Raw genomic sequence first — 13,894 nt, forward strand, 5'->3', positions numbered from 1 at the left:
TGGCTCTGGCCACTGAGTTTGCCGTTTAGTTGATCACGGCCGACAGCTTGGCCTGTGGATTATCGCTGACTGCCTCAAAGGCCTCCAACTGCATGTAACGCCGTTGCAGGCACCACTCGTCGTTCTGCTCCAGCAGCATCGCGCCTACCAGCCGTGTGATTGCAGGATCGTTGGGAAAGATGCCCACGACGTCGGTGCGGCGTTTGATCTCCGCGTTAAGCCGCTCCAGTGGATTGGTGCTGTGTAATTGCTGTCGGTGCGCTTTTGGAAACGCCATGTGAGCCAGCACCTCATCCTCGCAGCCGTCCATGAGTGTCGCGATCTTGGGGTATTTTTCGCGTAGCTGATCAGCGACCAAACGCCATTGCTGATGGCATTCGGCACGGCTGTCCTGGGCGAAGACCGTGCGCAGCAGCGCCGCTACCATGGTGCGCTGGCCCTTGCCGACATGGGCCATGGCGTTGCGCATGAAGTGCACACGGCAGCGCTGCCAAGTCGCGTTGAAGACCTTAGAAACAGCTGCCTTCAGGCCTTCGTGAGCATCGGAAATGACCAGCTTCACGCCCCTCAAACCTCGGCGCATGAGGCTGCGCAGGAAGTCTGTCCAGAACGGCTCGGCCTCTGACGGCCCAACCCGCATGCCCAGCACTTCGCGGCCACCGTCGGTGTTCACGGCCACGGCGATTATTACGGCGACCGAGACGATCCGCCCGGCCTCCCGCACCTTGACGTAGGTGGCATCGATCCAGAGATAGGGCCAGCCGCCTTCAAGCGGGCGATCAAGTAAGGCGTGAACGCGCTCATCGATCTCACCAGCTAGCCGTGAAACCTGGCTTTTGGAGATGCAGGTCATGCCCATGGCCTTCACCAGCTCGTCCACCGAGCGTGTTGACACGCCTTGGATGTAAGCCTCCTGAATGACCGCCGCCATGGCCTTTTCGGCGGTGCATCGAGGTTCGAGGAAGCCCGGAAAGTAGCTGCCTTGGCGCAGCTTGGGGATCTTCAGGTCGACGTCGCCGGCGCGGGTTTGCCAAAGGCGGTCACGGTAGCCATTGCGGCTGTTTGTCCGGTCTGGGCTTTTGACATCGAAGCCAGCACCGCACAGGCCTTCGACGTCGAACTCCATCATGCGCTGGGCAACGAACTGGATCATTTGCTTGAGCAGATCAGCATCTGCCCCTTTCTCAACCAACTCGGTCAATGCGATAGTGGGCTTGGTCATCGTGGTTTCTCTGGTGAAGGTTAAGTCCGCAAACTCAACGTTAGCCAAGAACCACGATGACCATCCTCTTTCGCCCGCAGGGCGCCTTCGGCTGGTTCAGTTACACCACTTCCCGGGACACGATCCCGGAATGCCTATGAAGCCAAACAGCGAAGCCCGACCGCCTTCCGTCTATGCATGATGGATATCTACCATCGGGCCAAGGCTGTTGCGCCCCACTTTTGTACTGAAGACAGGGTGACAATCCGCCCACCCGATCTAGACCGGGTTTCAAGCAGGACATAATCGAACCCATCTGTTGGAGCCTGAAAGTCGCATCGAGGCCGCTCAGCCCAGCACCTATGATTGCAATTCGTGCTGATCCGCTCATGACGCTTGCTCAACCGTAATAGGCAGATGCCCCGTTTTGATGAATAGGGTCGCCCTTCAGCTCCGGGCGTTCCACGCCGGGCTGCGGTGGGTTACCCATTGGTAACCCCGTGGCAGGTCGGGAAAAATCTGCATTAAGGAAAATCCGAACAAGTCACCCAACACCCAGTAACGGATGAGTTCTAGGGTCAGAAAAGCTCGCTTAGCAGGCAGCGCTGCTGGACTATTTGACTCTACCGGCAGCTGGCAAGGCTTGACTCTAGAACACCTGCGGATGCTGGTCGTAATAGTACCCCCAATGCTGTGCCGGCTCGCTCAGGCGGGCGGGGTCGGCCTGGGCCACCACCGTCGGCACCAGGCCCAGGCGCTGGAAACTGTTGATCAGCGTCGATGCGCCGGTGAACGCCACCCACTGCAACCCTCGGGTGGCGAGCAGCCAGGTCACGGCCGTGATCATGATCCGGGCGCTGCCGGCGCTGAGCGAGGCCAGGTTGCCCACTTCGACCATGCACTCGCGCCCCAGACTCACCCCCGCCGCTCGCGATATCACGCTTTCCAGGGGCTCATCCAGATAGTGCTCGAGAAACAAGCGCCCGCTGCTGGCTGGGCGCATCCCGGCCGCGGCTATCAATCGCCCATGGCTGTCTCGCAGGGCCAGTAGTTCTGGCAGGTAATGGTGGATATCGGCCTGGTGCGCGTCGGCAAAACACTGGTGAATGAAATGCTCCAGCTCCCCACGCCCCTGATCATCATGCAGGTGCAGGGACAAATGGGCGTGGTGTTCAGCATGGGTGCCGATGGCCAATGGGAGCAGGTTGCTCCATAGGGTTTGAGTCATGAAGCTCCCCCCGACTGGGTTGGTCAGGGGGAGTATCCGTGGCGAATCTGAAGCGGAGTGAAAACAGCAGCTCGCCTGAAAGCGCGATCGAGTCGAGGCGATAGCTTGCGCACAATCAAACGCAGGCGGTTTTACGCCTGCGTTTTCTTGCCAAGCGCTTCCAAGCCATTGAACAACGCCATGCCAGCGAGCATCGCAGCCACGAACAGCCAGCCTTGCCAAAAACCGCCTGCCAACAGCACCAGGGCAGGCCCTGGGCACACCCCGGCTAGCCCCCAGCCAATGCCGAAGGTCAGGCTGCCGCCGACCAGGCGACGGTCAATGTCACGCCGGGCAGGCAACTGCATCGCGCCGCCGAACAAGGCCACAGGGTGCCGACGCGCCCAGGCCATGGGCAGTAGCGCAGCCCCGATCGCGCCTACCATGACCAGTGCCAGCGACGGGTCCCACTGCCCGGCGAGATCGAGAAACCCAAGTACCTTGGTGGGGTTCGCCATGCCCGACAGCAACAACCCCATGCCGAACAGCAACCCTGCGATGAATGCGCTAATGCGGGTCATTTCATGCTCCTGGCCAAAGGTGGCGAACCACGAAGACGGTGGCAAAGCCGGCCGCCATGAAGCACAACGTCGCTACCGCCGAGCGCGGGGACAGGCGGGACAGGCCGCACACCCCATGGCCACTGGTGCAGCCGCTGCCGTAGCGGGTACCCACGCCCACCAGAAGCCCCGCGACCATGAGCAACCAGGGGGGTGTACTGAAATGCACTGGCGGCATCGCCGAGAACGCTCGCCACAACAGTGGCGCGGCGATGATACCCAGCAGGAACAACAGTTTTTCGCCTCGCCCTTCGCCCGCGCGCTGCAACAGCGAGCCGAGCAGACCGCTGATACCGGCAATGCGCCCGTTCGCCACCACGAACAGCCCGGCGGCCAGGCCGATCAGTCCCCCACCTGCCAATGCCGACCACGGCGTGAAGGCAGCCATGTCTACCAACATCTCAGCACCCCTATCGAACCGAAGAATTGAACCGCTTCCATCTTAACGCTGTGCTTGCACCGCTGAAATCTACTGCATCGCGACGGCCCTTCTGGTCCTTGGCAGGCGCTGATTGCTGCTAACCTTTGAATACCTGTTCAGGAATACATGACGCTGGATTGCCGGTTTAGCTCAGCCGAGTTCCATTGTTCTTCAGGCCTACCTTCTGCACATGACCTTTGCCTAACAAAGGTGCCGATATGCCTGGGTCCAAAAAACAGTCGAGCAAACCGCTACCCGAGGTCATTGACGACATTCGTGAAGACGAGCTGTTTCGCTCGCGCAAGACATCAATGATTTCGACGAGACGCTGCCTGCCCCTTGGGAGTGGGACATCAAACGGTTGGCGGTGAGTTTTGCCGTCGCGTCTCTGGACAATCGGCTTGACGACAAACAAGCGCGGCAACTCGCCATGACGTGTGTAAATGCCTACCGCACGCGCATGCGCGAGCTGTCGGAAATGAGCCCGCTGGACATATGGTACGACCGGCTGGATGCGCAGACGCTGATCGACATGGCTCCCAGCCCGAAATACCGTAAAGCGCGCGAAGAGCTGATGGCCAAAGCCAGGACCCGCATCGGCGATTACCTCTATCCCCAGATCAGCGACGAAGTGGGTGGCAGGCGCCGCCTGGTCGACCAGCCTCCCCTCCTGTTCCATATTCACGAAGCCGGGTTCGCCAAGCGTGTGAAGCTGGCGCTTGAAGACTACCGCAGTTCCCTGCTGCCTGAGCGGCGCATTCTCTTTGACCGTTATCGCCTGGAAGACTTTGCAGTGAAAGCCGTAGGGATCGGCAGCTTTGGTACCTTCTGCTTCGTCGGATTGTTTTTCTCCGCTCAGAACAGCCCGTTGCTCCCGCAATTCAAGGAAGCCTGCCCGTCGGTGCTGGCGCCTCATGCCGGTAACAGCGAATTCACCAACCAGGGGCAGCGTGTGGTCACCGGTCAACGGCTATTGCAGTCGGCCAGCGACATTTTTCTTGGCTGGATCGAAAGCAGCAAAGGCCGGCAGTTCTTTGTCCGGCAGTTGCGCGACATGAACGGGAAGTCGGAGGAGTTCGATCACGCCATTGGCGAATTTGCCTTGGCCTATGCCGGTCAGAATGCAAAGGATTACGCCGCGCTGGTCAATGCCGAGAAGAAAGGAAGGATCAAAGCACTTCGCGAGGTCGACGATTAGCCAGCGCCAAGACGTAATCACCCTCCCGACCCATTAATCAGGTAACGGATACAGGCTTTGCAGCAGCCGGTCCTGGTCGGAAAGCGGGCCTAGATAACGAACGAACAACGCCTCGCCCTCTGCCCCGGCAAGTGCCTTGCTCAAGGCGCTGTCCACCAGCAGCCGAAATTCGTCATCACCCCGACGCATCGGTAACGCTACCCGGCTCATGACGAACAAATGATCCGGAACCAATAGCTGTTCCCGCTCGGCCTGCCGGGCCTGCAGCGCGAGAAGGATAACCCGGTCGGCGAAGAACGCGTCGACCTTGTGTTCGGCCACACGCCGTACACCCTCCTCATAGGTCGATACCTCCTCCAGCGTGGATTGCAAACCCAGCTGGCGTATCCGCTCTTGCGCCCAACGACTGCTCAATGAGCCACGCAATACCGCAAAGCTGTGCTTGCTCAACCCGGCGTTGATCGTCGCACGCCAATGTGGGCCGTTGTCGCCCGAGCGGCCAGTGAGTGGCCCCAGCAAGGTATCCGGCGCGTCGCGCCTTACCAGCACGGCAAGGCCAGAGGTAAAGACCGGAATGGAAAAGTCCGCAGCACCACGCCGGCTGACGGTTTCCACCATGGGCGTACACAACAGGTCGATTCCGCCCGCAGCCAAGGCTGGAAGGCTCTGTGGCTCTGCCAGGGCGCGCCAGCGCACCTGCAGGCCGGCCAACCCTGGCAACTGGCGAATGTGTGCGGCCACCGCCTTGCAAAGTTCGACGGAATACCCCTGCGGTGCTTGCTCGCTGCCTGACGAGAACGGCGCGAAGCCCTCTACGAAGCCGAGAGTGAGCACCTGGCTATCACGCAAGCGGTCCAGGCCATCAGCCGCAACAACCTGAGCGCCCATTACCCCGCTCAAGAGCAGGCTCGCAAGGCATAACCCGGCAAGTTTCGACAGGTTGATCATGACGCACCTCCGATCATGTCCAGCGCTTTGACAAAACGCTTGGCGATAAAGCCGAACAGCAGATAGCCCAGCGCCATGATCAACGCCGCGCCGAACACCGCTTCCAGACCCGAGGCGTAAAGTGCGTAGAAGCAATAGCACACCGCGAGCACCATGATTGCGGTGTTGCGGCGAAAAATGGCCAGGTCCACCTGCGCCTTGTACATGATCACCAGCAGCCCGGTCAGCGAGGTGATGTAGGGAATGATATTGGTCACCGCAGCCAGGTTGACCAGTTTGCTGAACTGAGCACTGGCGTTTGGCGAGAGCGTCGACAGCGCAATCAGACTCTGCAATACGGCGCAGGCCAGCATGCCGGCCAACGGCACGCCGCGGGCCGTGGTGCGGGTAAAAAGCCTTGGGAACAGCCCCTGCCCGGCGGTGACCTTGGCGGTCTCAGCCAAGGTGAATTGCCAGCCGAGCAACGAGCCCACGCAGGCGATCACCGCCAAGCCCATGATGACGTTGCCGACGCTGTCATTGAACATCCGCGCATAGACCATGGCAAACGGTGCGCTGGCATTGGCCAGGTCCGGGTTGGGCACGATGCCTTGAATCACACTGGTCGAAAGAATGTACACCACGGCTGCACCCAGGGTGCCGAGTAGACAGGCAAGGGGCACATTGCGCTTCGGATTTTCTACCGCATCGGAGTTTTGCGCGGCCGACTCCATACCCAGAAACGCCCATAGCGTCAGAGGGATGCTACTGGTAATGGCCTGGGCGACGGGTATTTGCCCTGGGTTCCAGGCCGCTTGAAAGGTAGCGGAGCTGAACCAGTGCCAGCCGATCAGACTCAGACCGGCAACGGGCACAATCACGCCCCATACACTGATGGCACCCAGCCTGCCAGTGATCTCGGCGCCCCCCAGATTGGCCAGGGTCGTGAACCAGATCAGCATGACCGCCCCGACCAGCAGCGGTACGGCGCCACTCCCGAGCCAAGGAAAGAACGGCGTGAGATAGCCCACGGCAGAGATACCGATGGCCACATTGCCGATCATCAATGAAAGAAAATAAAGGTACGAGCACAAGAAGAATGCAGACTTGCCATGGGCTTCCTCACTGTAGGCAGACATGCCACCAGAACGCGTGCAGTAAATGCCGCATTGGGCAAAGCAATAGGCAATGGCCATCGAGCCCACTGCCGTAATAAGCCAGGACAGCAGCGACACCGCGCCGATCTGTGCCATGCTCGCCGGCAGCATGATGATGCCCGACCCCATCATGTTCACCGTTACCAGGGTCGTGAGCCCGACCAAGCCCATTTTCTTTGCTGGATCACTCATGATGCTCTCCTGCGCGTAAATGCCTCGATGAAGCCGGTTGATCGCCTGTCATACCCTCACTGTCGAACGCGGCGTCCCAGCCGCCGCGCCCCCGGCAATGCACTCACACCGTGCAATACCACGCTGAGCATGACGCAAGCGATGGTGCACGCGATGATCGTGCCACCCTCTTGCAGCGGCGTATCCAGTATCAGCACCGCGAAAACGATGGAAGCCAGACCACGGGGCCCGAACCAGCCAATGAACAGGCGGCTCTCGGCGCTGAGTGTGCTGCCCGCCAGGCTGACCCAGACAGGCAGCATGCGCACCAGCGACAGGCTTGAGAGTGCGTAGAACCAGATGGAGGGCGATAGGATCTGCGAAGCCTTGGGCGCCACGTAGGCACCGAACACCACCCAGGTCAGCAGTGACAGCGCTTCACCGCATGACTCAGCGGTGACCAGTAACGGCCGCGTTTCCCGGTTGAACAGGTAGCCTGTCAGCAACCCTGCGCAAAATGCAGCGATGAAGCCGCTGCCCCCCAGTGCCTGGGCGCAGGCGAAGCTCAGTAAGGCCAGCGCGGGCATCACCAATTGCTGCCAGGCCTCGATCTGCAGGCAATGGCGTTGCGACAGACGTAACAACCCGCCCACCAACAGCGCAAGCGCCGCCCCCGTCAGAACACCGATACCCAACTCCTCCAGGAAGAAATAGCCCGCCAAGGCAAAAGGCATCGTCGAGTGAGCCTCCATCAACAATGCCAACAGCAAGAGCAGTACCGGCACGCAGATACCGTCATTCAAGCCGCTTTCGACATTCAGGCTTTCGCGCACATTGGCCGGCACCTCGGGGTTGCTCACGACCGCCTTGCCAAGGGCGGCATCGGTCGGGGCCAGTATCGTCGACAACAGCGCCATCTCCAGCCAGGGCATCTGAGGGAACATCAGCCAAGCGGCAAGCCAGCCCGCAATCAGTGTCAGCGGCAGCCCCAGGGTCAGCAGGCGCAACGGCAGGCTGCGGGATTGACGCAATTGGGCCAGGTCGGCCTTGGCGGCATCGTTGAACAGCACGATTGCGAGGGTAAGCTCGGCCAGCAAGCGAAGATCGTTGCGGTCCAGCGAAAGGTTCAACAACCCCAGCCCGGAGGGACCTGCCGCCAGGCCCGCCAGCAGGAACAACAGCGGCCCATTGACAGGTTTGGATTCAAGCGCGCCGGCCAGGCTGGCGTACAGCACCAGCAAGGCGGCCAGAACAGCCAGGTTCTGATACATGGCCACGCCTCGGGATCAAAAGCGTATGTACCAACGCTATCACTGCGCGCGCAACGCGACGATCTGAAAGGCGGCAGAAGTTATCCTAGGTCAACAATGCAGGTAATAAAGATCCGACGGTGCAGGCAAAGGCCCTGGACCACGCGTCAAGAACGAAAAATCTCGAACGGTTCCACCCGCAGCACTTTGCGAATACCCAGGTAACTGGAAGTGCCGGCGATCAATGAAACCAGACCCAAGGTCAGGCCCAGATTCCAGAAGGTTACGATGGCGGCGTAATTGGGCAGGTACGATCGCACCAGGACAATCACGCCCGTCATCAGGCCAACGCCCAATCCATAACCGGTCAATGCGCATGCGATCGCCATGAACAGAATCATCAGCACCAGGTCCTGCGCTTTCGCACCCATGGCCTTGAGCGCCGCGAACTTGTCCAGGTTCTCGAGGATGAAACTGTAGAATGTCTGACCTGAAATGGATAAACCCACCAGAAAGCTGATCAGTGTCATCAACAGGATATTGGTGCCCACGCCCGTCTGGTAGATGTAGTAATCCGCGATCCGCTGGTTGAACTGGGCTTTGGTCAGCGCGATATAACCCAACTGGGCGACCTCATCGCGTATCCGCATGGACCCAAGGGTGGTTCTCGGCTTGACCAGAATGTAGGAAATCGTGAACCGTGCAGTCGGAATGTATTCGATTGCTCGCCGGTAAGTGGTGTAGAGGGTCGGTACACCAATCAGTCCGCTGGACAGCACCTTGGCGATGCCGACTACCGTGCCGCGGTGATCATTGAGTTCGAACTCCGTGCCTAGCGTGGGGCTGCCGAGCTTGCTGAACTCCGAGTCATGAACAACGATGAAGGCGTTTTCGCCGTAGAGCGCCTCGATGGCGCCTTGCTCCAGCTCCGGGCGACCATAGAGGCTGGTATCGTCCAGCCCCACCACACTGACGATCTGGTAGGTGCCATCGGCCAGCCGGGCCTGGGCGTTGCCGATGAATACCGGCACGGCATACTCCACCTGCTCCATGCTGCGCACCGCATCCAGCAGATAGTCCGGCAGCGCAATGACGGCGGTCGGCGTGTTGACCGCCGGATCCATCACCCACATCGGCGCACCGATGTTGGTCACTGTCGAATAGGCCCTGGTCAGAATGCCGGCAAACATGGCCGTCATCTGCATCATCAGGAATACCGAGAACGTCAGGCCAACCAGCAGCGCGGAAAACTTGGCCCGGTCGTTGACCAACAGCTTGTAGCCGATGCGCAAGATCCCTGCATATTTCATGGTGCCTCTCCCCCGCTACCGAGCTGAGGCGCATGCCACCAGCCACCACCGAGCGCGACGTACAACGCGACCGTGTCTTGTCGCCGCTGAGCTGAAGCATCGAGCAGCAACATGTTGGCCTGTTGCAGCTGCACATCGGCGACCAGCACATCGACGTAGGGCACCAGCCCTGCCCGGTAGCTGGCCTGCACCGCTTGCAACGCCGCTTCAGCCGCCGCGGCTGACTCGCTGCGCCTTTGCAGAGCCACTGCGTCCAGTTGCAAGGCGTCGAGCACGTCCGCCACCTGCGCAAATGCCGACAGCACCATTTGCCGGTAGGTCGCAGCGGCTTGCCGATAGGCCTCCCGGGCTGCCTCACGACCAAACCACAGTCGCTCACCTTCGAACAGCGGAATATCGATGCTGGGGCCAATCGACCAGAATCGTTTCGAGAACAGCGAGCTCATGGCAGTACCGGCCGTGCCGTACTGCGCCGAAAGCGTGAAACTGCGAAACATCGCGGCAGTGGCCACCCCTATGTCGGCGCTGGCCTGATACAACTGCGCTTCGGCTACCCGTATGTCGGGACGTTGACGCACCAGGGCCGAGGGCAAACTGACCGGTAAGTCGTGCGGTAGCGACAAGCTGCCCAAGGTGATATCAGGCAGCAGCACCTGGTTCGGTGCCGAGCCCCCCAATAGCGCCAGCAGATGACCCGACTGGGTATACCGTTGTCTCAGCTCGGCCAGCTGCGCCTGGTTGGTCGCGATCAGGCTTCTGAGGCTAGATTGCGCCGAATCGGCGAGTGTGCCGCTGCGAACCTGCACCTGGGTCACGTCCAGTTGCTGTTGCTGCAAGGTGATGAGTTGCTCGGAGGCCTGCATTTGCGCCGCATAAGCCGCACGGGCTATGGCGGTGTTGACCACGTTCGCTGTCAGGGCAAGAAACGCAGCGCGCAAGCGATCGGCCTGCACATCGACCTGTGCTTGCAGGCCCTCCACGGCCCTCCTTACCCACCGAACAGATCGAGCGCATAGCTGACGGTGCCACTGAGGGTCACGACATTGAAAATCGAATCCGCCGTGGCAAGTCCCGGTTGCCCGGCGTTGCCCTGCTGACGAGACCCGGCAAAACGACCACTCACTTGCGGGTAATAGACACCCTGGCCTGCCTTCAACAGGTCCTGACTCTGCAGCAGGCTGGCTTCAGCAGCCTGCAGGCTTGGATTGCGGGAAATGGCTTGCTTTACCAAAGCATCCAGGGCTGGCGAGCGGAACAGTGTCCACCAGTCCCATTGCAGGTCGCCGCCAGGCACGAAGCCCTGGCTCTGACCCTGCGCATCGATCGGGTCGCCCAGCGCCCCCTGCCAATACAGCTGCCGATTCGGGGCTTCAGGGGGCTTGAAGTCGGGCCCGACCGTGCAACTGGCAATCATCAACAGCGCACACAGCGACCCAGCGCATGCGGCCGGCAGCCTGCGGCGCAAACGGCTCATGGTGTCTTCCGGCTAATGAAGACATCCACCAGCTGCCCTGGATAGACCGCAGGCAGGGCCTTTCTTTCAAAGCGAAAAAGCACCGGCAGCACCCGAAGGTCCACCCGTTCCTGCCGCTGATTGGACAGCTCGATCTTGGGCGTGACATAGGGCTGCACCCGCACGAACTCCAGCGGTACCCTGATGTGCGTCCCGCGCAGGGTCATCTCGGCCTGAATCAGGTCAACGGGCGGCAATTTGTCGATCAGTATCTCATCGACGTAACAACGCACCATCAGGCGATCCTGCGCACTGGTCATCACCAGCAAGGGGTTGAAGTCCCGGGTGTGGATGTTGTAGGCCCCCTGCGGCGATACATAGCTGCCGACGGCACTGTTGATGGTGACCACAATGCCGTCGCTAGGCGCCTTGATCACATAGCGGGCCAATTCGGCGGCCGCGGCCTTGAACGCGGCCTGGGCCTGGGCGGCCTGGTTCTTTGCGGTGTCCAGGGCGTCCTTGCTGATCGACCTGGCATCAATGCCAAAGGAGGCCAGGCGTTTGGCATACTGGTCGCGGGCAATGGCCAGGTTTGCCTGCGCCAGCTCAAGGTTTGCCCGAGGCACAGCGTCATCCAGTGTCACCAAGGGCGAATCACGGCTTACCGCCTGCCCTTCATGCACCAAGATGCGGGTAACCGGGGCCGCTACCTGGGGGAAAATGACGATATCGCTCCCCCCGGCCTGCTCACTCTCGATGATGCCATTGGCATAGATGGCCGCCTGGAAACTGCTGCTGGCGGGCGGGAACGCCGGGGGCAATGGGCGAGGCGTGCGTGCAAACAGAAACGCTGCGATCAACCCGGCCACTACACCCAGCGGAGCCAATGCCAACAGCCAGGGCCTTTTCACGGCCGCACCCGGTCACTTTCCATGACCCGGCCATCCTCCATATGCACGATTCGATCGGCATAGCGTTCGATGCGGGTGTCATGGGTGACGATCAGTACGCAGCAGTGTGGGCTAAGCACATGCTCCCTGACAAAGGCGATGATGAGTTTGCCGGTGTCACCGTCAAGCGATGCCGTTGGCTCGTCCAGAATGAGCAGGCCAGGCTGGCCAACCATTGCCCGTGCAATGGCCACCCGTTGTTGTTCGCCACCAGACAGTTTTGCTGGCGTCAGCTCAGCACGTTCGGCAAGCCCAACAATGCCCAGCACTTGCCGGGCTGCGGCAAGTGCCGTGCGCCAAGGCTGATACCTGAGGATCAGCGGAATCGCCACGTTCTCGGCACAGGTGAGTTTGCTGAACAGGTGATAGTCCTGGAACACGAAACCGAACTGCTGCAGCCGCAATTCGGCCAATTGGTTGGCATCCAGGGCCCAAATGTCCTGGCCATTGATGACGACGCTGCCAGTGTCGGGGCGCAAAATGCCCGAGAGCATGCTCAACAGCGTGGTCTTGCCGCTGCCTGAAGGCCCCACGATGTAGACCATTTCGCCGAACCGCACGCTCAATGTCACGTCGTCGACGGCTTTGATACGAGCAGCGTCATCACCAAACCACTTGCTCAAGCCCTTTGCGGCAATGGCGGGGCTCGCGGCAGTATCAAGATTGCTGTTGTCCATCATGCACTCCCGATAGAGTCGCGGGCTTTCCAGACACGCCACATCTACCCGTTGCTCAGCGCAGTGCTGTCAACCAATGACGAAGTTCATGTATCGAACGAGTATTGAGCACGTTCTCAGGCTCTAACCAGGCTCGCCGTGCCTGACCCACCCCATAACCCAAACGGGCCAGTTCGTCCGCGTTGCCAGCATCGGCACTGACACTGATCAACACACCGCGCTCTTTGGCCTGACGGCAATAACGATCAGGCAGGTCCATACGCAACGGCTGGGCATTCAGTTCCAGGGCACAGCCACGCTCGACAGCTGTATCGAGGATCGCCGCCATGTCAAATTCCAGCCCATCGACTTCATTGATCAAACGACAGAGCGGGTGCGCCAGAATAGCGACACAGGGGTGTGCTATTGCACGTTGCAGACGCAGTGTCTGCTGCCGAGGCGTGAGTTTCAGGGGGGCGTGCACCGCAGCGACCACAAGGTCCAGCCGCTCAAGCAAAAGGTCAGGGATACCCAGGCTGCCATCCTCGAGGATACTGGCTTCGGCACCTTTGAGAAGCGTGAAACCTTGCAGACGCGAGTTTAGAGCATCGATCTTGTCCATCTGCTGCCGCAGGCCTTCGAGGTCAAGCCCCATGGGAAGATGCAGAGACCTCAAGCCGTCTGCTATCGCCAGATATTCCAACCCCATTGCACGTGCAGCCAGGGCCACTTCCTCCATCGCATCGCCAGCGCCTGATACCCGCGTGCGCACGTGCAGATCGCCCTTCAAATCAGTTGCCTCGAGGAGATTGGGTAGCAGACCCTGCTCGGCCGCCTTGAGCTCACCCGCATTTTCACGCAGTTCCGGAGCAATCCACGGTAACCCGAGTGCCTTGTAAACATCGGCTTCGGTGCCGCAAGCCAAGCAGCGATCACCATCGAATACACCATACTCATTCAGCTTGAGGCCGAGGGACCGCGCCCTGCTTCGGATCGCTATGTTGTGTTCCTTACTGCCCGTGAAATAGAGCAAAGCAGCTCCATGCACGGCCGGCACTACTAACCTAACGTCCACTTGCAGCCCGGATTTCAAGCGGACACTGGCGCGCACGGGCCCCTTGCTCAGCGCTTCTGCGATGTCTGGGAAGCGCAAGAATTGCGCGATGATATCCGCGCCGGCCTCTGCTTCGATGAGTATGTCGATATCGCCTACCGTATCGCGCATGCGACGTATGCTTCCGGCGATTGTCGCCTGCGCAACGCCTGGAATTTGCCGCACATAGCCAAGCACGAGGTTGGCGACGGGTTCAATAATTCCCAGTGGAAAGCGCTCAGGGAGGGTCATGGTGTGACCTCGCTCGCGCGGTGAGCCT

Annotated in this window: 14 protein-coding genes; 1 reads left to right on the forward strand and 13 read right to left on the reverse strand. The window is 60.3% G+C overall.

Translation table 11 applies throughout. From position 1 onward, the window contains the following. Positions 1-25: 25 nt before the first annotated feature. The 4 genes from E8E78_RS12185 to E8E78_RS12200 form a co-directional block, all read right to left on the reverse strand. Positions 26-1,222: an IS256 family transposase gene (locus E8E78_RS12185; protein WP_049275702.1), complete on the reverse strand. Its 1,197-nt coding sequence runs from the start codon at positions 1,220-1,222 to the stop codon at positions 26-28. A 628-nt stretch (positions 1,223-1,850) separates the two neighbouring features. Continuing rightward, complete coding sequence (locus tag E8E78_RS12190) at positions 1,851-2,429, reverse strand: thermostable hemolysin (protein WP_049275717.1); 579 nt, start codon at positions 2,427-2,429, stop codon at positions 1,851-1,853. Between the two features lie 131 nt (positions 2,430-2,560). Continuing rightward, positions 2,561-2,989, reverse strand: a complete 429-nt coding sequence (locus tag E8E78_RS12195; RefSeq protein ID WP_049275703.1) for a DUF6691 family protein — start codon at positions 2,987-2,989, stop codon at positions 2,561-2,563. Position 2,990: 1 nt separating this feature from the next. Further along, positions 2,991-3,428 (reverse strand): YeeE/YedE family protein, encoded by a 438-nt coding sequence (locus E8E78_RS12200; RefSeq protein ID WP_049275704.1) that lies wholly within the window; start codon positions 3,426-3,428, stop codon positions 2,991-2,993. A gap of 373 nt (positions 3,429-3,801) precedes the next feature. On the opposite strand from E8E78_RS12200, the gene E8E78_RS12205 reads away from it, so the two are divergent. Then, on the forward strand, positions 3,802-4,647 hold the full coding sequence (locus tag E8E78_RS12205) for a DUF2252 family protein (protein WP_230676111.1): 846 nt from the start codon (positions 3,802-3,804) through the stop codon (positions 4,645-4,647). 33 nt (positions 4,648-4,680) lie between these two features. Here E8E78_RS12205 and E8E78_RS12210 read toward each other — a convergent pair whose 3' ends face one another. The 9 genes from E8E78_RS12210 to E8E78_RS12250 form a co-directional block, all read right to left on the reverse strand. Then, a complete protein-coding gene (locus E8E78_RS12210; protein ID WP_059394896.1) occupies positions 4,681-5,595 on the reverse strand; it encodes a transporter substrate-binding domain-containing protein in 915 nt (304 codons plus the stop codon). Then, positions 5,592-6,923 carry a putrescine-ornithine antiporter gene (gene potE / locus E8E78_RS12215; protein WP_059394895.1) on the reverse strand — a complete coding sequence of 444 codons (1,332 nt, stop codon included), beginning with the start codon at positions 6,921-6,923 and terminating at the stop codon, positions 5,592-5,594. The genes E8E78_RS12210 and potE overlap by 4 nt, the downstream gene beginning before the upstream one ends. A 56-nt stretch (positions 6,924-6,979) precedes the next feature. Next, a complete protein-coding gene (locus E8E78_RS12220; protein ID WP_059394894.1) occupies positions 6,980-8,173 on the reverse strand; it encodes a cation:proton antiporter in 1,194 nt (397 codons plus the stop codon). Positions 8,174-8,319: 146 nt separating this feature from the next. Continuing rightward, positions 8,320-9,462, reverse strand: coding sequence for an ABC transporter permease (locus tag E8E78_RS12225; protein WP_059394893.1), 1,143 nt, complete (start codon positions 9,460-9,462; stop codon positions 8,320-8,322). Then, entirely contained in the window at positions 9,459-10,442 is a 984-nt protein-coding gene (locus E8E78_RS12230) for an efflux transporter outer membrane subunit (RefSeq protein ID WP_114942185.1), read from the reverse strand. The genes E8E78_RS12225 and E8E78_RS12230 overlap by 4 nt, the downstream gene beginning before the upstream one ends. 8 nt (positions 10,443-10,450) lie before the next feature. Beyond that, positions 10,451-10,936, reverse strand: coding sequence for a TolC family protein (locus tag E8E78_RS12235; protein WP_114942184.1), 486 nt, complete (start codon positions 10,934-10,936; stop codon positions 10,451-10,453). Beyond that, entirely contained in the window at positions 10,933-11,826 is an 894-nt protein-coding gene (locus E8E78_RS12240) for a biotin/lipoyl-binding protein (RefSeq protein ID WP_059394892.1), read from the reverse strand. The genes E8E78_RS12235 and E8E78_RS12240 overlap by 4 nt, the downstream gene beginning before the upstream one ends. Next, complete coding sequence (locus E8E78_RS12245) at positions 11,823-12,542, reverse strand: ABC transporter ATP-binding protein (RefSeq protein WP_059394891.1); 720 nt, start codon at positions 12,540-12,542, stop codon at positions 11,823-11,825. Before E8E78_RS12245 ends, E8E78_RS12240 begins: the two co-directional genes overlap by 4 nt. A 55-nt stretch (positions 12,543-12,597) precedes the next feature. Continuing rightward, the gene (locus tag E8E78_RS12250) at positions 12,598-13,866 is read right to left on the reverse strand and encodes a hypothetical protein (RefSeq protein WP_280337114.1); all 1,269 of its coding nucleotides are present in this window, start codon (positions 13,864-13,866) and stop codon (positions 12,598-12,600) included. Positions 13,867-13,894 lie beyond the last annotated feature (28 nt).

This window comes from Pseudomonas sp. BN505, assembly GCF_029873175.1.
Taxonomy (GTDB): Bacteria; Pseudomonadota; Gammaproteobacteria; order Pseudomonadales; family Pseudomonadaceae; genus Aquipseudomonas; species Aquipseudomonas putida.

What these genes read in the sequence shown, in the direction of transcription:
- E8E78_RS12200 (WP_049275704.1), bottom strand. Translation starts at nt 3,428, where the DNA reads ATGTTGGTAGACATGGCTGCCTTCACGCCGTGGTCGGCATTGGCAGGT.
- E8E78_RS12225 (WP_059394893.1), bottom strand. Translation starts at nt 9,462, where the DNA reads ATGAAATATGCAGGGATCTTGCGCATCGGCTACAAGCTGTTGGTCAAC.
- E8E78_RS12190 (WP_049275717.1), bottom strand. Translation starts at nt 2,429, where the DNA reads ATGACTCAAACCCTATGGAGCAACCTGCTCCCATTGGCCATCGGCACC.
- E8E78_RS12220 (WP_059394894.1), bottom strand. Translation starts at nt 8,173, where the DNA reads ATGTATCAGAACCTGGCTGTTCTGGCCGCCTTGCTGGTGCTGTACGCC.
- E8E78_RS12245 (WP_059394891.1), bottom strand. Translation starts at nt 12,542, where the DNA reads ATGGACAACAGCAATCTTGATACTGCCGCGAGCCCCGCCATTGCCGCA.
- E8E78_RS12235 (WP_114942184.1), bottom strand. Translation starts at nt 10,936, where the DNA reads ATGAGCCGTTTGCGCCGCAGGCTGCCGGCCGCATGCGCTGGGTCGCTG.
- E8E78_RS12250 (WP_280337114.1), bottom strand. Translation starts at nt 13,866, where the DNA reads ATGACCCTCCCTGAGCGCTTTCCACTGGGAATTATTGAACCCGTCGCC.
- E8E78_RS12185 (WP_049275702.1), bottom strand. Translation starts at nt 1,222, where the DNA reads ATGACCAAGCCCACTATCGCATTGACCGAGTTGGTTGAGAAAGGGGCA.
- E8E78_RS12195 (WP_049275703.1), bottom strand. Translation starts at nt 2,989, where the DNA reads ATGACCCGCATTAGCGCATTCATCGCAGGGTTGCTGTTCGGCATGGGG.
- potE (WP_059394895.1), bottom strand. Translation starts at nt 6,923, where the DNA reads ATGAGTGATCCAGCAAAGAAAATGGGCTTGGTCGGGCTCACGACCCTG.
- E8E78_RS12210 (WP_059394896.1), bottom strand. Translation starts at nt 5,595, where the DNA reads ATGATCAACCTGTCGAAACTTGCCGGGTTATGCCTTGCGAGCCTGCTC.